Annotated in this window: 21 protein-coding genes and 1 other RNA gene; 7 read left to right on the forward strand and 15 right to left on the reverse strand. The window is 57.2% G+C overall.

Translation table 11 applies throughout. The features are described 5' to 3' along the window. Positions 1-36: 36 nt before the first annotated feature. From MFP24_RS12015 to nudF, 7 genes are all read right to left on the reverse strand, one after another. Positions 37-747, reverse strand: a complete 711-nt coding sequence (locus MFP24_RS12015; RefSeq protein WP_249230318.1) for an ABC transporter ATP-binding protein — start codon at positions 745-747, stop codon at positions 37-39. Beyond that, positions 747-1,430 carry an ABC transporter permease subunit gene (locus tag MFP24_RS12020; protein WP_249230319.1) on the reverse strand — a complete coding sequence of 228 codons (684 nt, stop codon included), beginning with the start codon at positions 1,428-1,430 and terminating at the stop codon, positions 747-749. The genes MFP24_RS12015 and MFP24_RS12020 overlap by 1 nt, the downstream gene beginning before the upstream one ends. Before the next feature lie 374 nt (positions 1,431-1,804). Then, positions 1,805-3,700, reverse strand: a complete 1,896-nt coding sequence (gene parE, locus MFP24_RS12025) for a DNA topoisomerase IV subunit B (protein WP_249230320.1) — start codon at positions 3,698-3,700, stop codon at positions 1,805-1,807. A 128-nt stretch (positions 3,701-3,828) separates the two neighbouring features. Further along, positions 3,829-4,410, reverse strand: coding sequence for an esterase YqiA (gene yqiA, locus MFP24_RS12030; RefSeq protein ID WP_249230321.1), 582 nt, complete (start codon positions 4,408-4,410; stop codon positions 3,829-3,831). Further along, complete coding sequence (gene cpdA / locus MFP24_RS12035) at positions 4,410-5,237, reverse strand: 3',5'-cyclic-AMP phosphodiesterase (protein ID WP_249230322.1); 828 nt, start codon at positions 5,235-5,237, stop codon at positions 4,410-4,412. Before cpdA ends, yqiA begins: the two co-directional genes overlap by 1 nt. Positions 5,238-5,267: 30 nt before the next feature. Beyond that, positions 5,268-5,690: a DUF1249 family protein gene (locus MFP24_RS12040; protein ID WP_136167543.1), complete on the reverse strand. Its 423-nt coding sequence runs from the start codon at positions 5,688-5,690 to the stop codon at positions 5,268-5,270. A gap of 4 nt (positions 5,691-5,694) precedes the next feature. Then, the gene (gene nudF, locus MFP24_RS12045) at positions 5,695-6,327 is read right to left on the reverse strand and encodes an ADP-ribose diphosphatase (RefSeq protein WP_249230323.1); all 633 of its coding nucleotides are present in this window, start codon (positions 6,325-6,327) and stop codon (positions 5,695-5,697) included. A gap of 325 nt (positions 6,328-6,652) precedes the next feature. On the opposite strand from nudF, the gene tolC reads away from it, so the two are divergent. From tolC to MFP24_RS12060, 3 genes are all read left to right on the forward strand, one after another. Then, complete coding sequence (gene tolC, locus MFP24_RS12050; protein ID WP_249230324.1) at positions 6,653-8,068, forward strand: outer membrane channel protein TolC; 1,416 nt, start codon at positions 6,653-6,655, stop codon at positions 8,066-8,068. Positions 8,069-8,276: 208 nt separating this feature from the next. After that, a complete protein-coding gene (locus MFP24_RS12055; protein WP_249230325.1) occupies positions 8,277-8,951 on the forward strand; it encodes a DUF1190 family protein in 675 nt (224 codons plus the stop codon). Between the two features lie 11 nt (positions 8,952-8,962). Continuing rightward, positions 8,963-10,123 (forward strand): glutathionylspermidine synthase family protein, encoded by a 1,161-nt coding sequence (locus tag MFP24_RS12060; protein ID WP_249230326.1) that lies wholly within the window; start codon positions 8,963-8,965, stop codon positions 10,121-10,123. Between the two features lie 42 nt (positions 10,124-10,165). Here MFP24_RS12060 and ygiD read toward each other — a convergent pair whose 3' ends face one another. The 3 genes from ygiD to rsmI form a co-directional block, all read right to left on the reverse strand. Next, positions 10,166-10,951, reverse strand: a complete 786-nt coding sequence (gene ygiD, locus MFP24_RS12065) for a 4,5-DOPA-extradiol-dioxygenase (protein ID WP_249230327.1) — start codon at positions 10,949-10,951, stop codon at positions 10,166-10,168. A 413-nt stretch (positions 10,952-11,364) separates the two neighbouring features. After that, an RNA gene (gene rnpB, locus MFP24_RS12070) (RNase P RNA component class A) lies at positions 11,365-11,743 on the reverse strand. Between the two features lie 32 nt (positions 11,744-11,775). Next, entirely contained in the window at positions 11,776-12,639 is an 864-nt protein-coding gene (gene rsmI / locus MFP24_RS12075; protein WP_249230328.1) for a 16S rRNA (cytidine(1402)-2'-O)-methyltransferase, read from the reverse strand. Between the two features lie 61 nt (positions 12,640-12,700). Between rsmI and MFP24_RS12080 the strand changes: the two genes are divergently transcribed. The 4 genes from MFP24_RS12080 (at position 12,701) to dolP (ending at position 16,374) form a co-directional block, all read left to right on the forward strand. After that, complete coding sequence (locus tag MFP24_RS12080) at positions 12,701-14,722, forward strand: penicillin-binding protein activator (protein WP_249230329.1); 2,022 nt, start codon at positions 12,701-12,703, stop codon at positions 14,720-14,722. After that, the gene (locus tag MFP24_RS12085; RefSeq protein WP_249230411.1) at positions 14,719-15,075 is read left to right on the forward strand and encodes a YraN family protein; all 357 of its coding nucleotides are present in this window, start codon (positions 14,719-14,721) and stop codon (positions 15,073-15,075) included. Before MFP24_RS12080 ends, MFP24_RS12085 begins: the two co-directional genes overlap by 4 nt. Positions 15,076-15,197: 122 nt before the next feature. Continuing rightward, a complete protein-coding gene (gene diaA / locus MFP24_RS12090) occupies positions 15,198-15,788 on the forward strand; it encodes a DnaA initiator-associating protein DiaA (RefSeq protein WP_136167529.1) in 591 nt (196 codons plus the stop codon). A 10-nt stretch (positions 15,789-15,798) separates the two neighbouring features. Beyond that, complete coding sequence (gene dolP, locus MFP24_RS12095; RefSeq protein ID WP_249230330.1) at positions 15,799-16,374, forward strand: division/outer membrane stress-associated lipid-binding lipoprotein; 576 nt, start codon at positions 15,799-15,801, stop codon at positions 16,372-16,374. Between the two features lie 32 nt (positions 16,375-16,406). Here the strand turns inward: dolP and MFP24_RS12100 are convergent, their stop codons facing one another. From MFP24_RS12100 to mnmL, 5 genes are all read right to left on the reverse strand, one after another. Then, a complete protein-coding gene (locus MFP24_RS12100) occupies positions 16,407-17,693 on the reverse strand; it encodes an alginate lyase family protein (protein ID WP_249230331.1) in 1,287 nt (428 codons plus the stop codon). Positions 17,694-17,720: 27 nt separating this feature from the next. After that, positions 17,721-18,455: a monofunctional biosynthetic peptidoglycan transglycosylase gene (mtgA, locus tag MFP24_RS12105; protein ID WP_249230332.1), complete on the reverse strand. Its 735-nt coding sequence runs from the start codon at positions 18,453-18,455 to the stop codon at positions 17,721-17,723. Continuing rightward, the gene (gene elbB, locus MFP24_RS12110) at positions 18,452-19,105 is read right to left on the reverse strand and encodes an isoprenoid biosynthesis glyoxalase ElbB (RefSeq protein ID WP_249230333.1); all 654 of its coding nucleotides are present in this window, start codon (positions 19,103-19,105) and stop codon (positions 18,452-18,454) included. The genes mtgA and elbB overlap by 4 nt, the downstream gene beginning before the upstream one ends. 251 nt (positions 19,106-19,356) lie before the next feature. Next, positions 19,357-21,699 carry an aerobic respiration two-component sensor histidine kinase ArcB gene (gene arcB, locus MFP24_RS12115; RefSeq protein WP_249230334.1) on the reverse strand — a complete coding sequence of 781 codons (2,343 nt, stop codon included), beginning with the start codon at positions 21,697-21,699 and terminating at the stop codon, positions 19,357-19,359. A 115-nt stretch (positions 21,700-21,814) separates the two neighbouring features. After that, complete coding sequence (gene mnmL / locus MFP24_RS12120; RefSeq protein ID WP_249230335.1) at positions 21,815-22,744, reverse strand: tRNA modification radical SAM protein MnmL/YtqA; 930 nt, start codon at positions 22,742-22,744, stop codon at positions 21,815-21,817. Positions 22,745-23,367 lie beyond the last annotated feature (623 nt).

Genomic DNA, 23,367 nt, shown 5'->3' on the forward strand with positions numbered 1-23,367 from the left:
CGCCATAATACGCATAGGCCGCAATATATCGGGCGGTCAGTTAAGCGATACGCCTAATTCCGCCAACAGCTTGTTGTGAATAACCATTCTGTCGTCATATTCATTAACCAAATATTCGCTGTCGATACGGCCGTTTTTCATAATTAATATCCGATCGGCCAGGGTAATCGCTTCGTCGACGTCGTGCGTAACCAGCAGCACGCCGGGCTGATGTTTGCGGATTAACGTTTTGAGCAGCAAATGCATCTTGATACGGGTTAAGGCGTCCAGAGACGCGAAGGGTTCGTCCAGCAACAGTATCTGCGGTTCCTGGATAAAGGCTCTGGCAATCGCCACGCGCTGCGCCTGCCCCCCGGACAGGTTTCTCGGCCAGTCGGTCAAACGGTCGCCCAGGCCGACCTCTTCCAGCGCCAGCGCCGCTTTGCGCTTTATCTCCCGCCTGTCGGCGCCGTTCATGCCCAGCGAGACATTGCGCCATAGCGCCTCCCAGGGCAGCAGGCGGTGTTCCTGAAAAACGACGGCGGGAGAACCGGCCACGCTGATTTCGCCGCTTTGCACCCTATCCAGACCGGCTATCGCCCGCAGCAGGGTGGTTTTTCCACAGCCGCTTTCCCCCAGCAAGGCGACGAATTCCCCTTTCATCAGCGTCAGATTGATGCGGTTCAATACCACCTTTTCGCCGTAGGCTTTCACCAGATGGCGGATGGACACCGCCGGCGAAGGCTGCGGCGCGGCTGATTCCGCCATCAGCTTTTATCCGCCGCGTAATTCGCATGCCAGGCGAGAAAATGGCGCTCCAGCGCTCTGGCGACGGCGTCGGCGCTCATGCCGATAAGCGCGTAAATGACTATCGTCAGTACGATAATATCCGTCTGCAGGAACTCGCGCGCGTCCACGGCCAGAAAACCAATGCCGCTGCTGGCGCCGACGGTTTCCGCAATCACCAGCGCCAGCCACGCGGTGGCGAGGGAGTAACGGACGCCGGTTAAAATAGAGGGAAGCGCCGCCGGGAAAACGATGCGTCTGATGGTGGTAAACACGCTTAATTTCTGCACCTTCGCCAGTTCAAACAGCTTAGGATCAATCTGTCTGATGCCTAACGTGGTATTGATATACATAGGAAAACTGACGCCCAGCGCCACCATGAATATTTTCTGCTCCTCGCCGACGCCGAACCATACTATAATCAGCGGAAGCATCGCCAGAAACGGAATGGCGCGCATCATTTGAATCGTTCTGTCGAGAAGAACGCCGACGATAATGGAAAATCCCACCGCCAGCCCCAACGAGAAACCGGCGGCCGCGCCGATACCCCATCCGATGGCCGCCCGCGACATGCTGACCAGCAGGTCTCGCTGCAAGCTGCCGTCGCGGAATAGATCCACCGCCGCGGCAAAAACCTTACTCGGCGCAGGCAATATTTCGGGCATTATCCAACCGGAGCGGCAGGCATATTCCCAGAGCAGGAATAATAGGAAAGGGATGAGCCAGGACAGCAACGGCTTCCATCGGGAATGGGAAAATAAGGCTTTGAGAATAATTAATCTCGCCAGATATTTATTCCCTGAACCGGAATCGATGCTCTGATTGTACATAGAAGCTATTCCGCATTAACAGGATCGAATTAGCCCATCTTCGCAATAGCGCGCAAAGACATAATAAAAATATAACAATAAGTTATACGATTATTATTCTTAAAAAGAGTGCGGATGTAAAAGCAGAATTTCTCCTATGGTTAGTTTTATATAAAATATAGCGAACCCTGCGCGCCGCCAATCCCGGCGACACGCGGAAAACAGGCGGGTTATACTTCGATCTCCGCCCGGTCGCCTTTCTCCTGCAGCCAGTTGCGCCGATCTTCCGCCCGCTTTTTCGCCAGCAGCATATCCATCATCGCCATCGTCTGGTCGATATCCTGGTCGTTGATCGTCAACTGCACCAGCCGGCGGGTATTGGGATCGAGCGTGGTTTCCCGCAGCTGCAGCGGGTTCATTTCACCCAGCCCTTTAAAGCGCTGCACGTTGGGTTTGCCCTTTTTACGCTTGAGCTGTTCCAGCACGCCCGCTTTTTCCTCTTCATCCAGGGCGTAATACACCTCTTTGCCGAGGTCGATGCGGTACAGCGGCGGCATCGCCACATAGACATGGCCGCCCTTCACCACCGAGCGGAAATGGCGCACGAACAGGGCGCACAGCAGCGTGGCGATATGTAAGCCGTCGGAGTCCGCATCCGCCAGGATGCAAATCTTGCCGTAGCGGAGCTGGCTTAAGTCGTCGCTATCGGGATCAATGCCGATGGCCACCGAAATATCGTGCACTTCCTGCGAGGCCAGTACCTCATCGGAGGAGACTTCCCAGGTATTCAGAATCTTGCCCTTCAGCGGCATAATCGCCTGAAATTCACGCTCCCGCGCCTGCTTGGCGGAGCCGCCCGCCGAGTCCCCTTCCACCAGAAACAGCTCGGTGCGGTTAAGATCCTGCGAGGTGCAGTCCGCCAGCTTGCCGGGCAGCGCGGGGCCGCTGGTCAGCTTTTTGCGCACCACTTTTTTGGCCGCGCGCATGCGGCGCTGGGCGCTGGCGATGGCCAGTTCGGCCAGCTGTTCCGCCGCCTGAATATTCTGGTTCAGCCACAGGCTGAACGCATCTTTCACCACGCCGGAAACAAACGCCGCGCACTGACGCGAAGAGAGGCGCTCCTTGGTTTGCCCGGCGAACTGCGGGTCCTGCATCTTGACCGACAGCACATAGGCGCAGCGCTCCCAGATATCGTCGGCGCTCAGCTTTACGCCGCGCGGCAGGATATTGCGGAACTCGCAGAACTCGCGCATGGCGTCCAGCAGGCCCTGGCGCAGACCGTTGACGTGCGTGCCGCCCATCGGGGTGGGGATCAGGTTGACGTAGCTTTCGGTCAGTAACTCCCCCCCTTCCGGCAGCCACAGCAGCGCCCAGTCCACCGCCTCGGTGTCGCCGGCAATCGCCCCCAGAAACGGTTTTTCCGGCAGGGTGATCAAACCATTCACCGCTTCGCACAGGTAATCGTTCAGCCCGTCCTGATAGCACCAGCGCTGCTCGGTATTATTGAGCTTATCTTTAAAAACGATTTCGACGCCGGGACAGAGCACCGCCTTGGCTTTCAGCAGATGCGTCAGGCGGGAAACGGAAAAACGCGGGCTGTCGAAGAATTTTTCATCCGGCCAGAAGTGAACGCGGGTGCCGGTGTTGCGCCGGCCGCAGGTGCCGGTGACGGTAAGATCCTGCACTTTGTCGCCGTTCTCGAACGCCATGTCGTACACCTGGCCGTCGCGCCGCACCGTCACTTCCACCCGCGAAGAGAGCGCGTTGACCACCGAGATCCCCACGCCGTGCAGGCCGCCCGAGAACTGATAGTTTTTATTGGAGAATTTACCGCCCGCGTGCAGGCGGCACAGAATCAGCTCAACCGCCGGGACGCCCTCTTCAGGGTGGATATCCACCGGCATCCCGCGGCCGTCATCAATCACTTCCAATGACTGGTCGGCGTGCAAAATCACGTCAATACGGCGCGCGTGACCGGCCAACGCCTCATCGATGCTGTTGTCTATCACCTCTTGCCCTAAATGGTTGGGGCGGGAAGTGTCGGTGTACATTCCCGGGCGACGGCGCACCGGTTCCAGTCCGCTGAGTACTTCAATCGCATCGGCGTTATAACTTGATTGCGTCATGGTTTGATTTAATTCGTTGTTTTAAATGATAAGTGGTGAACTATACCGCTGGTGCGTCATGGGCGAAAGAGCGGCGGGCAAGGTTCATTTTCGCACTGTCGCCCTCATCGCCGTCGGCACCCTGTCGATCAGTCTGTCGCGAGCCCCAGAAAATTCACGATGGGCGGAAAAAAGCGCTCAAATCCGACAAAGGCATGATTGCCCCCTGATTCCACCGTCTGGCGGCAGGACGTGTAATAAGCGACGGCCTGACGATAATCCAGCACTTCATCTCCGGTCTGCAACAGCAGCCACAGCAAATCAGGCGACTCCAGCGGCTCAACCTGCATGACTTTGAGATCGTAAACGTGCCGCGACTCTAGCACATATTGCTCGCTCGTGTAGGGGTTCTGATACTCCCCCAGATGGTCGAGCAGCAGTTCAAACGGCCGCACGGCCGGATTCACCACGACGGCGGGCAAGGTGAAACACTGGGATAGCCAGGTGGCATAATAACCGCCGAGCGAAGAGCCGACAATGCCCAGCGGGCGGCCCGCATGCGCCAGCACCAGCGACTCCATCAGCTCGGCCGCCTCATCCGGATAAGGCGGAAGCTGCGGCGTCAGCATTTCAATCGCGGGATGATGAACCGTCAGCCACGCTTTCAGCGCCGTGGCTTTCGCCGAATTGGGCGTGCTGTTGAAACCGTGCAGATAGAGTAAGGTCGGCATCAGTAACCGTCCGAATCCATATCCGGCAGGAACTCATTGCCCGGCAGACGAAACACCTCGGTTTCCAACTGGCCGTCCGGCATTAAATCCAGATAGCGCCAGCCGGGCGCCACGTCGTCGATGGCGAAACTGGTGCAATGGGGTTTGAACTGGACGCAGGTGGAGGGCGTAGCCAGCAGACGACGGCCGTGCCAGCCGAGATCCAGCTCCTGATGAATGTGTCCGCAAAGAATGGTATTCACCCGCGGGTAACGGGCCAGCACCGCCGCCAGACTGTGCGCGTTGCGCAGGCTGTGCTGGTCCAGCCAGGTACAGCCGGAAGGATGGGGATGATGATGCAACAGCAAGAGCGTGTAGCGATCCGGCTGACTTTGCAGAGTGCGTTCCAGCCATTCGAGCTGATAATCGCTCAGCTCGCCGTGGGGCACGCCGAAAACCTGGCTATCCAGCAGAATAGTCTGCCACTTATCGCCCAGCAGCACATGCTTGGACGGCGCAATGCCCGCTTCCGCCAGCGCATCCACCATCGCCGGCTGAAAATCATGATTACCCGGCAGCCACACGCAGGGCGCGGAAAGCTGCCGGATCCCGCGGGAAAAATGGCGATAGGCTTCCAGCGAGTGGTCCTGCGCCAAATCTCCCGTCGCGACGATTAAATCGACCGCATATTGCTGAGCCTGTATGGCATCCAGCACCGCGTGATAACTGCGGTATGTGTTAATACCCAGCAGTGTTTCATGCTCGCCGGCAAAAAGGTGGGTGTCCGTTATTTGTAAAATCCTGATTCTGGCCCCATTCGCCACAGGAAGTGTCAACAGGCTTTCCAAATGATGGTGTCCTTGGTTACTTAAATCTGTCTAACAAACCGGGATCGACATCGAACCATACGCCAAACAATATTTTAGCCAATCAGCAAGAAACTGATTAATCTGATGCTTTTCGTCACGCTGATGTAACTTATTATTCGGATAATCATAACGTGCTTTGAAGCGAAAGATCTGCTGACTGGCACACACTTCCGCAACCAGCGCGTCATGATACAGCCTGACCGTCATCATCGGCAGGCTCCAGTAGCTTACCGCCGGCGCGACCTGCTTAATCTCCACCAGCGAAGTGTAGCGGGTAGACTCAAGAATCGTTAAACGATAGACAGCATGATTAACGCGATAAACCGCGGTTTCACCGACTTCGTCGATACGGGGCAGCAAACGCCGTAACTGCATGAAATTGGTTTCGCACAGCCTCATCATTGCCGGGAAATCCGGGGTATAACGCTTCATAAATTCAACCCGCCCACGTGTTTCGCAGTTTTTCATGGTGCAACGCCAACCATTGCAAGGCAATGACGGACGCTGCGTTATCGATAATCCCATCCTCAACCCACTGATAAGCCTGTTCACGGCTGACGACGTGCACCCGGATATCTTCGTTTTCCTCCGCCAGCCCGTGAATACCGTCCGCGGTGCGGGCATCCACCTCGCCCACCATAACGGTCAGGCGTTCGCTGGTGCCGCCCGGGCTGGCAAGATAGCTGACGATTTGCCGGCAGCGGCCGACGGCCAGTCCCGCCTCTTCCTGCGCTTCCCGGCGCGCCACCTGCTCCATGCTCTCTCCCGGTTCAATCATGCCCGCCACCAGTTCAAGCAGCCAGGGGGAGACGCTGGTGTCATAGGCCGCAATGCGGATCTGCTCGGCCAGCACCACCTCGTCGCGCACCGGATCATAAGGTAACAGGACAACCGCATGTCCGCGCTCAAAAATCTCGCGGCTGACTTCATCGCTCATCTCGCCATTAAACAGGCGATGGCGGAAACGATAGCGCACCAGCGAAAAAAAACCGTTGTATAATTTTTCACGTGCGATAATTTCCACATCGTCTTTATCGAAAGTAACCGGGCTGGGTATTGAATGCGCCATGAATAAACTCCTGTAACGGGTATTGGTGGAATCCGCCATTGTAGGGCGAAAATCCCGGTCATCAAACTCGCGGTTATTTGTGGTAGATTTGCATCAAGGCAGAATCCGTCGTCTGCACAGCAGGCATTATTACCGTAAACCGTTGTAATACGGCAAGCGCTCGCCTCAGGCCCGAGTAGTCCGGAATCGCCTGAGCCGGCGGGACTCACGGAAAGATGGCACATTCAGCTACCTTATCCTATTGGCAGATTCTGATAGAATCGACGATTATTCGTTATATCGACAGCGCTACCATAGCGACATTGCTGCACAACAAGGAATGCAAATGAAGAAATTGCTCCCTCTTCTGATTGGTCTGAGCCTGGGCGGTTTTAGTGCCATGGGGCAGGCAGAAAATCTGTTACAGGTCTATCAACAGGCTAAAACAACCAACCCGGATTTACGCAGCTCGGCAGCAACCCGCGACGCGGCGTTTGAAAAAATCAATGAAGCCCGAAGCCCGCTGCTGCCGCAGCTGGGTTTAGGCGCGGATTATACCTATAACAACGGCTATCGCGACAACGATGGCGTGGACAGCGATGTGAAAAGCGCGTCATTGCAATTGACGCAAACCCTGTTCGATATGTCCAAATGGCGCGCCCTGACACTGCAGGAAAAACAGGCCGGTATTGAAGATGTCACTTTTCAGAGCGCGCAACAGACGCTGATCCTGAATACCGCCACCGCTTATTTCAACGTTCTGCGCGCGATCGATTCCCTCTCTTATATCAACGCGCAGAAACAGGCGATTTATCGCCAGTTGGATCAAACCACCCAGCGCTTTAACGTCGGCCTGGTGGCGATTACCGACGTGCAGAACGCCCGCGCGCAGTATGACAGCGTATTGGCAAATGAGGTTCTGGCGCGAAATACTCTGGATAACGCATTAGAAGTGCTGCGGCAGGTAAGCGGTAATTTCTACCCGCAGCTGGCGGGATTGAATATCGAACGTTTTTCGACCCAGAAACCGCAGGGGGTGAACAACCTGCTGAAAGAGGCGGAAAACCGCAACCTGAATCTCTTATCGGCGCGATTGAGCCAGGATCTGGCGCGCGAACAAATCCGCTACGCGCAGACCGGGCACCTGCCGACGCTGGATCTGACCGCATCGACCAGCGTAAGCGATACCAAATACTCCGGTTCTCAAACGCGTAACAGCAATCAGTTCAATGACAGCGACGTCGGTCAAAACCAGGTTGGCATCAATTTCACGCTGCCGCTGTATAGCGGCGGCGCCACCAGCTCGCAGGTGAAACAGGCGCAGCACAGTTTCGTCAGTTCCAGCGAACAGCTGGAAAGCGCTCACCGTTCCGTGATCCAGACCGTGCGCTCGTCGTTTAACAATATTTCCGCCTCCATCAGCAGCATCAACGCTTATAAGCAGGCCGAAGTTTCCGCGCAAAGCTCACTGGATGCGATGGAAGCCGGTTACCAGGTAGGAACCCGCACCATCGTCGACGTGCTGGACGCCACCACCACGCTATATGACGCCAAGCAGCAGCTTTCCAGCGCCCGTTATGATTACCTGATCAATCAGTTGAATATCAAATCCGCGCTGGGCACGCTGAACGAATCCGACCTGCAAACGCTGAACGCCGCGCTAGGCCAGCCGGTGTCGACCACGCCGCCGGTCGCCGACGATAGCGGCAGCGCGCCGCTGGCCGCCGGCACCACGTCGGCATCGTCCGGTTTGCTGCGGTAATCCACGCCAGGGGAACATGTTGTTCCCCTTTTCCCCCTCCGGAGCGCTGCCGGTCAGATAAAGCGAAGCGCCGCACAACTGAATGTATAGCAACGTAAAGAGTGGCTCGGTTACCGCCATTGGTGCTTTAAATTCAAGCAGCCTTCCCCTATTCTTAAGCGCAATTGTTAACAATTGGGCATGATGTCTTTTCTCTGGGATTAACACGATGAAACGCACCAAAAATATCAATCAGGAAACGTTCCGCAAAGGGTGGCGAACCTATCGTTTGGCGCCTATCGCGCTGGCGGTCAGTACGGTATTCATACTGGCCGGCTGTGAGCAGGCCGATGAAACGGTTTCGCTGTATCAGAACGCCGACGACTGCTCCGCCGCCAATCCGTCCATGAGCGCGCAATGCACCACGGCATACAATAACGCGCTGAAAGAGGCGGAAAAAACCGCGCCGAAATACGCCACCCGCGAAGACTGCGTCGCCGAGTTCGGCGAAGCGCAGTGTACTCAGGCGCCGGCGCCGGCACAGGCCGGGGTAGGCTCGGGCGCGGCCGCTGAATCCCAGCAGAGCGGCAGCTTCTGGATGCCGCTGATGGCCGGCTACATGATGGGCCGGATGATGGGCGGTTCAGGTTTCGCGCAGCAGCCGCTGTTTACCTCGAAATCCCCGACCAGCCCGGCCAACGGCAAGTTTGTCGATGCCAGCGGTAAAAATTACGGCAACGCGACAACCGGCCGCAGCATCAACGTACCGAAAACGGCGCTGGCCCCTAAACCGGCCACTACCTCCACCGTTACCCGCGGCGGATTTGGCGAAACCGTCGCCAAACAGACCAGCATGCAGCGCAGCAACGCCAGTTCCAGCACTTCCCGTAGTATGGGTGGCTGAGGACCTATTTAATGAAGCGGATTGAAATCAAGGAACGCCCCGACTGGCGTGAGAAAGCCACTGAATTCGGCTTCCGTTTTCACACCATGTACGGCGAACCCTACTGGAGTGAAGAGGCGTACTATCAGTTTACCCTCGCCCAGATTGAAGAGCTGGAAGATACCACCGCGGAGCTGCACCAGATGTGCTTGCAGGTGGTGGAAAAGGTCGTTAACAGCGACGCGCTGCTGGCAAAATTCCGCATACCCAAACACACCTGGGAATTTGTCAGAAACTCCTGGCGCACCAACCAGCCGTCGCTCTATTCACGCCTCGATCTGGCTTATGACGGCCAAACGCCGGCCAAGCTGCTGGAAAATAACGCCGATACGCCGACATCGCTCTACGAAGCGGCATTTTTCCAATGGCTGTGGCTGGAAGATCAAATCAAGGCCGGGCAGCTGCCGCAAACCGCCGATCAGTACAACAGCATTCAGGAAAAGCTGATCGAACGTTTTGAAGATCTTAAACTAAACCGCGGCTTCGGCCTGCTGCATTTCGCCTGCTGTCAGGATACGGAAGAAGATCGCGGCACGGTGCAATATCTGCAGGATTGCGCGCTGGAAGCCGGTCTGCCGAGTGAATTCCTATATATGGAAGAAATCGGCCTCGGCGAAAAAGGCCAGTTTACCGATCTGGAAAATCAGGTCATCAGTAACCTGTTCAAGCTCTATCCGTGGGAATTCATGCTGCGCGAGATATTCTCCACCAAGCTGGAGGATGCCGGCGTGCGCTGGCTGGAGCCCGCCTGGAAAAGCATTATCTCCAACAAGGCGCTGCTGCCGATGCTGTGGGAAATGTTCCCCGACCACCCGAACCTGCTCCCCGCCTATTTCACCGAGGATGAACACCCTGCGCTGGAGAATTACGTCATCAAGCCGTTGTTTTCCCGCGAAGGGGCCAATATTCAAATCGTGGAAAACGGCCGGGAAATCGCCGCGGTGGGCGGGCCATACGGCGAAGAGGGCAAGATCATCCAGCAGTATCACCCCCTGCCCAGGTTTAATGGCAGCTATACGCTGATCGGCAGCTGGCTGGTAAACGATCGGCCCTGCGGCATCGGCGTTCGTGAAGACCGCGAGTTGATCACCCAGGATCTGTCGCGTTTCTACCCGCATACGATTGTGGATTGACGGTAAAAGGCACGGTTTTCAGGCCGTGCCTCAGCACAATATCTATCCCACCTGCACCGACAGCATACTCAGCGACCCCATCGCAATGCCGTCGATCGGGATGCCGACGGCCTCTTTGCCATCCCAGCTTCCCAGCACGTACAGCAACGGCAGATAGTGATCCGGCGTCGGGTTGGATAATGCCGCGCCCTCATGCTGCATAAAGTTGATCAGCGGATGATTGTCTCCCTGATAGCTCAGGTTATCTCGTACAAACTGATTGAACGAAACCGCCCAGGGATAGGGCTCCGCTTCCCCGTCCCATTTGACCATCCGCAGGTTATGCACCACGTTGCCGCTGGCGACGATCATAATGCCCTCGTCACGCAGCGCCGCCAGTTTACGCCCCAGCTGGTAGTGATACCCGGCAGGCTGCGTGCCGTCGACGCTCAGCTGCACCACCGGGATATCCGCCTGCGGATACATTTTGATCAGCACGCCCCAGGCGCCGTGGTCCAGCCCCCATTCGCCGCCGTCCGCCGCCACCGGGATCGGCGCCAGCAGCCGTTGAATTTTTTCGGCCAGCTCGGGCGAGCCGGGCGCCGGATACTGCGTATCGAACAACGCCTGGGGAAAACCGCCGAAATCATGGATGGTGCGGGGTTTTTCCATTGCCGTCACCGCCGTGCCGCGGGTATACCAGTGGGCGGAAACCGCCACGATAGCTTTGGGACGCGGCAACGTTTCCCCTAACGCCTGCCATGCCTGGGTATAGGGATTATTTTCCAACACGTTCATCGGGCTACCATGGCCGAGGAACAGTGCGGGCATCCGGGAAGTGTGGTTCATAAAAATATCCTTGATTTATCAGCGTCGTGCCGCAGCACGTTATGGGGCTACTTTACGCCTTTAGCGCGCCGAAAAAAGTCGGATATCCGTGATGAAGAGCATCAATAAATTTGAAGAGAATGGCGACAAATAAAAAAAACGGCCAGCGTGCGTAGTAAAACGCTCGTTGGCCGTATAACAAATTAAGGGAGTTGACCGTTAAGCCGCTTTCTTTCATGAAAAGCGTCGTGGACAGTCATTCATCTTTATTGCCTGTTGGCACAGGTAGCAACTCCGCCGCAGCGCAGTTTTACAAAATTAAGGGAGTCGACCGTTAAGCCGCTTTCTTTCATGAAAAGCGTCGTGGACAGTCATTCATCTTTATTGCCTGTTGGCACAGGTAGCAACTCCGCCGCAGCGGAGTTTTACAAAATTAAGGGAGTTGACCGTTAAGCCGGGTTCTGTCGTGGACAGTCATTCATCTAGGCCAGCAATCACTCACTGGCTCAAGCAGCCTACCCGGGTTCAGTACGGGCCGTACCATGTGAACCCCTATTTGGCCTTGCTCCGGGTGGAGTTTACCATGCCGCGAACTGTTGCCAGCCGCGCGGTGCGCTCTTACCGCACCCTTTCACCCTTACCTGATCCCGCTTTCGCGGGCCATCGGCGGTCTGCTCTCTGTTGCACTTGTCGTAGGCTTGCGCCTCCCAGGCGTTACCTGGCACCCTGCCCTATGGAGCCCGGACTTTCCTCCCCTCCGCCTGTCTCCCCCGAAAGGGACGGCAGCGAAGCGGCGACTGTCTGGTCAACTCCGGCGCGGATTGTATAGTGTTTTACCTTATGTGTCACCCTTGCTGCCGGTCGAGAGCGTACTTATACAGCGCATTCTTCTTTACGCCGTGGATTTCCGCGGCTAACGCGGCGGCTTTTTTCAACGGCAGCTCCCGTTGCAGCAGGGATAACGTACGCAACGCCTCGGCCGGCAGCGCCGCGCTATCCGCTTTATGGCCTTCCACAATCAGCACCATCTCGCCCTTGCGGCGATGTTCATCCTCTTTCACCCAGGCCAGCAGTTCTCCCACCGGCGCGCCGTGAATGGATTCCCAGGTTTTAGTGATTTCGCGCGCCAGCACCACGTAGCGTTGCGGCCCCAACACGTCGCTCATGTCCTGCAAACTGTCCAATAAGCGGTGCGTCGACTCGTAAAAAATCAGGGTTCTGGGCTCTTCCAGCAGCCCGCGCAGCGTATCCGTCCGCGCCTTGGTTTTCGCCGGCAGAAAGCCTTCATAGCAGAAACGATCGGAAGGCAGCCCCGCGGCTGAAAGCGCGGTAATCGCCGCGCAGGCCCCCGGCAGCGGGACAACCCGGATCCCCGCTTCGCGACAGCGGCGCACCAGGTGATAACCGGGGTCGTTAATCAAGGGCGTTCCGGCGTCGGACACCAGCGCAATGCTTTGCCCCGCCTGCAATTTCGCCAATAGCGCCTCCGCTTTTTGCTGTTCGTTATGATCGTGTAATGCGAACAGCCGCGCATTAATGGCAAAATGTTGTAACAACAGGCCGGTATGACGGGTATCCTCTGCGGCAATCAGGTCGACACGCTGCAACACGCCGAGCGCGCGTTGGGTGATATCGCCCAGATTGCCAATCGGCGTGGGGACAATGTAAAGGGTGGATGCAGAAATATCTGCTTGTTGGTCTTGATTCATTGTTTCATCCGGGTTGCCGATTTAATATTGAGCATCTTTAAAAAAAATCATTGGATACAGTATGCTTTCCTTTCTTTTCGTCCGTACCCAGGCAGGGCGCATTATTCCCGTCCTGTTGGCGGCGCTGTTTCTTGCAGGCTGTCCGGGTCAGGCGCCGCAGAGCCCGCCCCCCGAAGTCCAAGGCAGGGCCGATGCTTCATCCGATTATTATCTGCAACAGATGCAGCAGAGCGGCGATAATAACAAGGCTGACTGGCAATTACTTGCTATTCGTGCCTTATTGCGCGAAGGCAAAGTACCGCTGGCCGACCAGCAGTTTAGCGCATTACCGGACGCATTAAGCGCGTCTCAGCGGCAGGAGCAGCAATTGCTGCGCGCGGAGCTGTCGGCGGCGCAAAACAATATGGACGGCGCGAATGCCGCCTTGAGCCAACTGGACGTCAGCGCCCTCTCCACCCAGCAGCAGCTGCGCTACCATGAGGCGCAAATCAAGGCGAATCAGGGACGTCCGTCCATCACATTGCTGCGCGCCTATATCGCTCAGGAACCGCTGCTGCAGGGCGACGCCCATCAGACCAATCTCGATCAGACCTGGCTGGCGCTGGTGCAGATGACGCCGCAGGAGTCGGGTTCATTACTGATCAACGCCGATGAAAATATTCTGCAGGGCTGGATCGATCTGCTTAATACCTATCAGAACAACCGCCAGTCGACCGATCAGCTAAAAGCGGCGCTTCAGGACTGGCAAACCCGCTATCCGCGCCATCCGGCGGCCAAAACGCTGCCGACGCAGTTAAGTCAGGTGGTTGATTTCCAGCAGCCGCCGGCCGGCAGCATCGCACTGCTGCTGCCGTTAAACGGTCAGGCGCAGGTGTTCGCCAATGCTATCCAGCAAGGGTTTAACGCGGCCAAAAGCGGCCTGGCGACGCTGGCGCAAACCGCGCCGGCGGCGGTAAGCGACGCCCAACCGAACGCGTTCCCGGAGCAGAACGCCGTTGCGGCGACTGATGAGGTGGATGAACAAAGCGGTCAGGACGGCCAGCCGACCGAGGCATACAGCAGCGACGTTAATGCCGTCGCCGCCGCGCAGCCTCCGCTGCCCAGTTCGCTGCCGGTAAAAGTGTATGACACCTCATCACAGCCGTTGGCTAATGTGTTGTCCCAGGCGCAGCAGGACGGCGCGTCCCTGGTTATCGGACCGCTATTGAAAAACGAAGTGGAACAACTGCCCGCCAGCCACTCTCCGCTGAATATTCTGGCGCTCAATCAGCCGGAACAGGTGCAGAACAGTCCCAATATCTGCTATTTCGCCCTGGCGCCGGAAGATGAAGCCAGGGATGCCGCGAAGTTTATTTATCAGCAGGGTAAACAGCAGCCCTTGCTGCTGGTGCCGCGCGGCGCCCTCGGCGATCGCGTCGTCAACGCCTTTGCGCAGGCCTGGAGCCAGCAAGGCGGCGGCAGCCCGTTGCAACAGCGTTTCGGCAACGCTTTCGAGCTAAAACAAGCCATCAACAGCGGCGCCGGCCTGAGCCTGAGCGGTCAGCCGGTGAATATAACGCCGCCGCAGGCGCCGTCGGGGGTTACCGTGGGCGGCCTGACCATTCCGGCGCAGATTGAGCCGACGGTGAACCCATCGGTAAGCGGCAATATTGACGCCGTTTATATCATTGCTACCCCCGATGAGCTGACATTGATCAAACCGATGATCGATATGCGCACCACATCGCGCTCGCGCCCGGCGCTGTACGCCAGTTCGCGCAGTTTCCAGGCCGGCAGCGGACCTGATTTCCGGCTGGAAATGGAAGGGTTGCAGTTCAGCGAAATCCCGCTGTTGGCGGGCGCCAATCCGGCGCTGATGCAGCAGGTTACCAGCCAGTTCAAAAATGACTATTCGCTGGTGCGCCTGTACGCCATGGGAATGGACGCCTGGACCCTATCCAGCCGGTTTGGCGAAATGCGTCAGATCCCCGGTCACCAGGTGGCCGGCGCCACAGGCGTGCTGAGCTCGACGTCCGACTGCGTGATTAACCGGCAAATGACCTGGCTGCAATATCGTCAGGGACAGTTGGTGCCGGCATCCTGAACCGGCGCGCGACGGGCGCGGATTATGAACGGCAGGCCCGGCGCTACCTTGAAGGCGCCGGCCTGACCTTCGCCGCCGCCAATGTAACGTTGCGCGGCGGCGAGCTGGATTTGATCATGCGCGATAGGCAAACCTGGGTATTTGTGGAAGTGCGCTACCGGCGCAATGCCGACTTCGGCGGCGCGGCGGCCAGCGTGACCCGGCAGAAACAGCGGCGCCTGCTCCATGCCGCCGCCGTCTGGCTGGCGCAGCGGGGAGCGAGCTTTGATACGGTGGACTGCCGTTTCGACGTGCTCGCCATCACCGGCGATCGGTTTACCTGGATACCCAACGCCTTTAACGCGCAGGGATGATACATTGCGGAGCCGACGCCGCGCGATCGCGGCGACAGACCGCGAATATTGCAGGAGCAGGCTATCGACCGGCTGCCTGGGTTGTTTATTAATGGACGCTAATTAAAGTAGGTTAATTCAACGTGCTGGATAGAATAAAAGTTTGTTTTACCGAGAGTATTCAAACGCAGATCGCTGCTGCGGAAGCCTTACCTGATGCCATCTCCCGCGGCGCGGTGGCGCTGGTGCAGAGCCTGCTGAACGGCAATAAAATTCTGTGTTGCGGCAACGGAACCTCAGCCGCCAATTCCCAGCATTTTGCCGCCAGCATGATTAATCGCTTCGAGGCCGAACGCCCCAGCCTGCCGGCCATCGCACTTAATGCCGATAACGTGGTCTTAACTGCGATCGCCAACGATCGGCTGCATGAGGAAATCTACGCCAAACAGGTGCGGGCGCTGGGACAAACCGGCGACGTATTGCTGGCGATATCAACGCGCGGAAATAGCCGTGACATAGTAAAAGCGGTGGAAGCGGCGGTAACCAGAGATATGACCATTGTAGCGCTGACCGGCTACGACGGCGGCGAGCTGGCCGGGCTGCTCGGGCCGCAGGATGTGGAGATCCGCATTCCTTCACACCGCAGCGCCCGTATTCAGGAAATGCACATGCTAACGGTTAACTGCCTGTGCGATTTAATTGATAACACACTTTTTCCACACCAGAACGATTAAGGAGCACTACATGAGGATAAGTTCTGCATTTGCCGTGCTGTCTATCGCCCTTTTATTACAAGGCTGTGTCGGCGCGGTAGTTGTCGGCAGCGCCGCGGTCGCCACCAAAAGCGCCACCGATCCCCGTACGGTGGGGACGCAGGTCGACGACGGTACGCTGGAAATCCGCGTAACCAATGCGCTGAGCAAAGATGCGCAACTGAAGAAAGACGCGCGCATTATCGCCACCGCTTATCAGGGGAAAGTGCTGCTGACCGGGCAATCTCCCAACTCGGAACTCGCCGACCGTGCGAAACAGATCGCGCTTGGCGTGGAAGGCGCGGCCGAAGTTTATAATGAAATACGCCAGGGCACCCCGGTCTCGCTGGGCACCGCGTCAAGGGATACCTGGATCACCACCAAAGTGCGTTCGCAGATCCTGGCGAGCGACACGGTTAAATCTTCCAACGTGAAAGTCACCACCGAAAATGGCGAAGTGTTCCTGCTCGGCCTGGTTACCCAACGCGAAGGCGCGTCGGCGGCGGAGATCGCCAGCAAGGTCAGCGGCGTGAAACACGTCACCACCGCCTTTACTTATCTGCAATAAGATCCGACCGCTGATGGAAACATCAGCGGTTTTCACTCTCCCGCGGCGGACGATAGCAGCCAGAGCGCTCGCCGGGTCTCCATGCCGACAACGGGACGCGCTTTCCCCCGACCGACCTCCTCTTCACCGGACAACAGGGCGGAGAACCCCGCTTGCTCGATCCGGGCGCGATAGCGCGGCGTCTTCAAGGCTTGATCCGCCTGCAGCATCAGCGGTATCAGGCGGCTGCTCCGCCTGTCCAGCGTCTTATGCGGCCAAGCCTTATGCTCATCAAGATAAGGCGCCATAAAATCCAGCGCTTGAGGCAGACTGCTCCCCTGCGGCGTTTGATATTGCCACAGATTTTCGCCGACCCGGGCGGCCAGCACCGCCATATCCGTTATCGCCTGAAGATTGAAGTAGCTGTAGTGAAAAGAGCGGGTCCGCGCCAGCTCCTCCGGCTGCGAGCCGTCAGGCATCAGCTGATGATCCAGCTTACGCCGCAGTAGCGCCGCCATGGATTTCACCACCTCCGTTTCCCCCACATACCAGGCGATGCCGGCCGTCTGTACGGCATACCAGCTGCCGTGGTTATTTTTTGCCGCGGCTTCTTTTCTGCCCGGCTGACTGGTCTGCAGCCAGTGTAAATATTCACTCATCCATCGCCGCATATGCTGCTCATCCCGCGTGGTCCAGCCGGGCGCCTTGCGCAGCATAATCAGCGAATCAACGATACGGGTGGAAAAATAGCGGCCGTCCAGTACGCCGGCGCCCCGCCCCGTCGCTATTCCCGGAATGCCTTGCGCATAATTCAGATTGGGATTCATACGGGTGGCGGGATCGATAAACCAGGTGCGGATCATCGCGATCGCTTTATCCGCATATTGCTGTCTGCCGGAAAAATACCATGCCAGCGTCAGGGCCTGAACCCGAGAGGTGAATGTCGCCAGCCGCACACCGTCCGTGCTCTCATCCTTGCTGGCCGGGTTTACCTGCCCGTCGCGCCGCACCCAGGGGAACCCGTCGGCTTGGTGCGGATCGGGCCACCAGTAGGCGCCCAGGCTCAGATAATCATGTCTGGAACCGCTGGGCGGCGTCGCCGTTTTCCGGGTGACGCTGGGATTAGGCGCATCGAGCGCCCGATCGGCCTCGGCGAGCAGTTGGTCGTACGCCAGACGCGTTTGCGGCCGCTCGGTATTTTGCCGTAGCTGTTGCTTTACCGACGCCAGCCGGGAGGGCTGTAAAAAGGCATAGGGCGGATCGGTTTCATCAGCCGCGCTGATTGTTGGCGCGCTTGCCCACCATAGCAGGGCAAACACTGGCAAATAGCTCAACCGCATGTTTTCTCCTCCGCGCCGGGAACCTGCTCAGCGTAATCCGTTGGCGCGCAAAAACGCTTCGCCGCCGATCTGACGCATCTGGCGTAAAATCCACTGCTGACGCTGCACCACGTACCCGGACGGCGCGTTCACGCGAAAACGAATGGGATTGGGCAACACCGCCGCCAGCAAAGCCGCTTCGCTGGCCGTCAGCCTGCCGGCGGGCTTGTTGAAATAACGCCTCGCGGCGGCTTCCACTCCAAAAATACCGGGGCCGAACTCGGCAATATTGAGATAGACCGTCAGGATCCGCCGCTTGCTCCACACCAGTTCAACCCCGGTGGTAATCCCGGCTTCGAGCGCTTTGCGCAGCCAGCTGCGGCCGTCCCACAGAAACAGATTTTTCACCGTCTGCTGCGAGAGCGTGGAGGCCCCGCGGATCCGCTGCGTATTACGCTCGTTATGTTTCAGCGCCGAGCTGATGGCCTCAAGATCAAGCCCCCAGTGCTGAGGGAAGCGCTGATCTTCGGCGGCGATCACCGCCAGCGCCATCACCGGGGCAATCTCATCCATGGCGACCCAGTCCGAATGCGCCACGTAGGAAAAATCACCGCTCAGCCAGGCGCTGATCTGACGCTCCGCCATCACCGCGGAAAACGGAACCGGCAGAAAAGAAAACAGTACGATCCCCGCCAGCCAGCAACCCGTCACGGCCAGCAGGGCGCGTACGACCAGGCGTTTAATACCGCTCAGCGGCCCCCTACGGCGTCGGTTCGAGCTCATTCAATAAAATCCAGCACGCGGCCCACCAGCTTATCAATCCCCTTTGCCGCTTCGCTGATTGAGCCGGCCAGCATGTAGGCGGGCGTGGTGATAATTTTGTGCTCGGCGTCCACCACGATATCATCGACCGGGCAAACCACGTGAATCCCCCCCATTTCTTCAATAGTTTCAGCAACATCAATATCATTACCGATGGTAATTCTGACCGCTTCTCCCAACAGCTTAGGCAGCAGTGCGGGGCTGATGCAAATAAAGCCAATTGGTTTGTTTTGCTTATAAATTGTCTGTGTGAGTAATTTCAGATTTTCATCAATCCGGCATGCCGAACCCTGGGTGGCGAGGTCGCTTAAATTTTTAGCCGAGCCAAAACCACCGGGCACGATCAACGCATCCAGCTGCTGCGCATCCGCCTCCGAAAGCGGCTGGATTTTTCCTCGGGCGATGCGCGCCGATTCAGCTAAAACGTTGCGATTCTCATTGGTTACGTCACCTGTCAGATGATTGATCACGTGGAATTGCGGTTTATCCGGCGCAAAGCAAACCGCTTGCGCTCCCGCCCTGTCCAACGCCAGCAGCGTCAGCACGGCCTCATGAATCTCCGAACCGTCATAAACACCGCACCCGCTCAGCACAACGCCGACTCTTTTCATCGTCTTTTCCCCCATTTCATTACATCAACTAATTGATTTTTTAATTGACAAACACTAATCTACATCACACATTTTAATGATTCTTGTAACATACGTTTCCGCTTTTGCTATTTTGTTGCTTGATGAAGATGTAAGATTGATAAGGTAAGAATATCCGCACTTGCGAGCTCACGAACCCTGATATCTAAGATGCAGGTGCCCGTTTTCCCTGGTGTTGGCGCATAATTCGCGCACCCCGGCCTCGGTCGGGGTCATTTTTTTTCCGCCTCGGCCACCCAATCCCGCAGCACCTGAACATCGTGACGCCAGTCGTGTTTAAGTTCGTCGATCCATTCCTGGACGTTGTCCCACCAGGCCGGCAATGTCGGCGTCTGTATCTGCTGGGCAACCTGTTGCAGATGACGCAGCCCCACCGATCCCGCCGCCCCCTTAATCTTGTGCCCCTCTTCGGTAATGCCTTTCTGATCGCGCGCCGTCATGTTGGAATCAAGAATAGCCAGATAGCCCGGCATCATTTTTTCGAACATATCCAGGCTTTGGTGAATCAGTTTGGGCCCGACCAAATCCAGGTACTGTTCCAGCATCGCAATGTCCAGCAGGTCCTCGTTAACCATTTCGCCACCTTTTTCAGTCAGCGGATCGTCGCCACGCGCGGTGTGATGATCCCAATATTGTTTGATAACCAAGGTCAGCGCCGGCACCGACAGCGGTTTACTCAGTACGTCGTCCATACCGGCGTCCCGATACTCTTTTTTATCTTTCAGCACGTTGGCGGTTAACGCCACCAGCGGCGGCAGGCTGCGGTCGGCGTAGCGCTGGCGTATCTGGCGCGCCACGTCCAGCCCGGTCATATCCGGCAGTTGAATATCCAGCAGCGCCAGGTCGAACTCATCGGGATCGAACATATCCAGCGCTTCCTGCCCGGTCATCGCCACTTCCACGCTGCTGCCCAGTTTTTCCAGCACCGAGCGCGCCACCACCACATTCAGCTCAATATCCTCCACCAGCAGCACGTGCAGCGCCGGCAGCGGCATCTCATCATCCGCATCCTGATTGCCGCCGGCCTCTTCCACCGCCGGCGCCGTGACCGTCAGGGTGAAGCAGGAACCTTTGCCCTGAACGCTGGCGACCTGGATGTCGCCCCCCATATTCTGGGCCAGGCGTTTCGACACCGACAGGCCGATGCCGGTTCCGGTCGCCGGTTTTCCGCCGTGCTGGTCCTTCACCTGATAGTACATGGCGAAGATTTTTTCCAATTCATCCGCCGGGATCCCCATGCCGGAATCCTCGACCTCGAAGCGCAGACGGTCGCCCTGTTCATGCCATACGCGCACCACGATTTTTCCCTGCGGGGTGAACTTCACCGCGTTGCTGAGCAGGTTCCACAAGATCTGCCGCAGACGCGTGCCGTCGGTAATGATTTTCTGCGGCAGCGGCTGGTGCGGCTCCACTATCAGCTTCAGCCCCTTGGGCTGAGCCAGCAATCCGCCCAGATTCTCCAGATCGACCAGAAAGCCGGTGAAATCTATCGGCTGGTTATCCAACTGCACCTTGCGGCGCTCCTGCTTGTCCATTTCAATTACGTCGTTGAAAATATTGCCCAGCGTGATGGCGCTGACATGAATGGTTTTTAAATACTTCTGCTGTTCCGCATCAAGCTGCGTATCCAGCAGGATGCGGCTTAACCCGACGATGCCGTTAAGCGGCGTACGCAGCTCGTGGCTGATGGTTGAGATAAAAGTGGTCTTCTCCCTGCTGGCGCTCTCTAACGCGTCCTGGTAACGCTTACGCTCCGTTATATCGCGTCCGAAGCCCATGAGCCCGTGGCGTTTGCCCATGCGATCGTAAAAGGGCACCTTGCGCAGCTCAAAACAGGCTTTGCGGCCGTCGGGATACACCAGCCACTGTTCATAGGTCAGCGACACGTTGTGGCGGAACACTTTTTCGTCCGTTTCCATCACCTTCTCGGCGATGTCCGGCGCATAGACATCCTTCGGCGTCAGGCCGATAAGCTGTTTCTGGCTTTTGCCCACCAGCAGCTCCATGGCGCGGTTGCAGCCGGAAAACTCTTTGTTTTCATTGCGGTAATAGACCAGGTCGGGCGAAGCGTCGAGGAAAGAGCGCAACAGCGCGGACTGCTGTTCCAGCTCCACCTGCGCCTGCTCGCGGCGGGCCATCTCTTCTTTCAGCTTGCTGACGACCTGCAGGCGCGCCTCTTCCGATTTGATGCGATCGGCGATTTCCTGATTAAGCTGGGCGATGTTTTCCTGTAGCTGTTGGTTCAGCTCCAGATCCCGGTGGCGCATCTCTTCCAGCTTCGCCACCAGCTTCGCCAGCCGCTGGCGCGACTCCTCCAGCTGTTCCACCACGACGGAGAGGAAATAAACCGCCCAGGGGGTAATCAGCAGCCCGAAAAAGACCGAGCGGACGACATCGATATTCTCCACTTCCCCGCTGAGCAGCAGGGTAACGGCCATCTGCACCACCATCGCCAGCAGCACCAGTACCGAAGCCAGCAGCAGTGAAAAACGGACAAGCCCCAGTTTTACCATTAAATCAACGTAGTACTGGGCCAACAGGCGGATTTGCTTCATAGCGGTTTCCTTAGTCACGAACCAGCGAATCATATCGTAAAATGACCGCCGGTGCGGTGCCGGTTACGGCAGATTCGCCACATCGTCCGCCAACGGCGCATTTTACCGCGCGGCGCTAAATATCGCGGTACAGATAAGGCGTGCCCAGCGCCGATCCCTGCACGCCGTGGATCTGTAAATAGCGATCCAGCTCGACCATGCCGGTCCAGCGATTTTCACACCACAGCGGCGCCAGCAGCGTCGGGCGGCGGGCGCTGGCGGAAATGCGATGATAGACAATCTCCGGCGGCGTACGGCGGATCATCTCGCCGGCGGTCGTCACATACTCTTCCAGCGCCAGCGCGGGTAATCTGCCCGCCCGCCAGGCTTTGGCCATAATACTGCCCTCCACGATATGCAGCGGATGCAGCTTGATGCCTTCCACGCCGGTTTCCACCACCTGGTCGAGCGTGGATAAGCAGCGCTGCGCATCCTCGCCCGGCAGACCGACGATCAGGTGGCAGCACACCTTCAGGCCCCGCTGGCGGGCGCGGCGCGCGGTCTGCTGATAGCTGGCGAAATCATGCCCGCGATTAATACGGCGCAGCGTTTTGTCGCTGGCGCTCTGCAGGCCCAGCTCCAGCCACACCTCATAGCCGCGCTCATGGTAGCCGGACAGCAAATCGAGCACCGCGTCCGGCACGCAATCCGGCCGGGTGCCGACGCACAGCCCCACCATATCCGCCTGAGTCAGCGCCGCCCGATACATATTTTCCAGCACCTGAACTTCGGCATAGGTGCTGGTATAAGCCTGAAAATAAGCCAGATAACGCTTTGCCCGCTTGACCTTGCCGGCCTGCGCGGCCAGCTGCTGGGCGATGCCGCGCTGCTGCATCTGTTCATCGGCAAACGAGGCGACATTACAGAAGGTGCAGCCTCCCCGCCCCAGCGTTCCGTCGCGGTTCGGGCAGCTAAAACCGCCGTGCAGCGTGAGCTTATGGATCTTTTCTCCGTAGCGGCGCTGAAGATTTCCACCAAACATATTGATTAATTTTTGTAATTGCATATTCTGATTAGCCCTCTTGAGGAAGAGCAGCCTACTCCGTCAGCCCCAGCGCCGCGATGACGCCGATCAATCCCCGTCCGGCAGTTAAAATGCATGATTATTCGCTTTTAGTGAAAATAAACGCATATTCTCGATAATTAATTTTTCTTATCCGGCTGCCTACCTTCATTAAAAGATGACGTGAAAATGAAAAACAGTGGCATAAATCAAAAAAATCGGGCAAAGCAGTACAAGATTCCGAAAATAAGAAAAATTGCAGCATGTAGCGGAGATATTGTGATATAGGCATAGTGATACAGCTCACAGTATGCCCTCATCCAATAGTTGCCAATCAGTATACTTTAGCTAAAAAAATCATTAACTTTCATAGGTATAACTAAAAACTATCCCTTATAGGCACATTTTGCACTGTTATTTGACCTGACCAGGCTTTCTCGCTAATTTGGGAATCCGCTGGAAGCTTTCCCGATGAGTCCCTGACTCGTCATATTTATGCAGTAAATGAAGACTCCCTCTACAAACAAGTCATTTACCACTTGTGAGACCGTCACGAGAGGCCGAAGAAGAGAGCGGCAGGTACACGCAGCTCGACGCCAAGGTGCTTTCTCGCAGTAGGTTGTGAG

The sequence above is a fragment of the Brenneria tiliae genome, from assembly GCF_023347575.1.
Lineage (GTDB): Bacteria > Pseudomonadota > Gammaproteobacteria > Enterobacterales > Enterobacteriaceae > Brenneria > Brenneria corticis.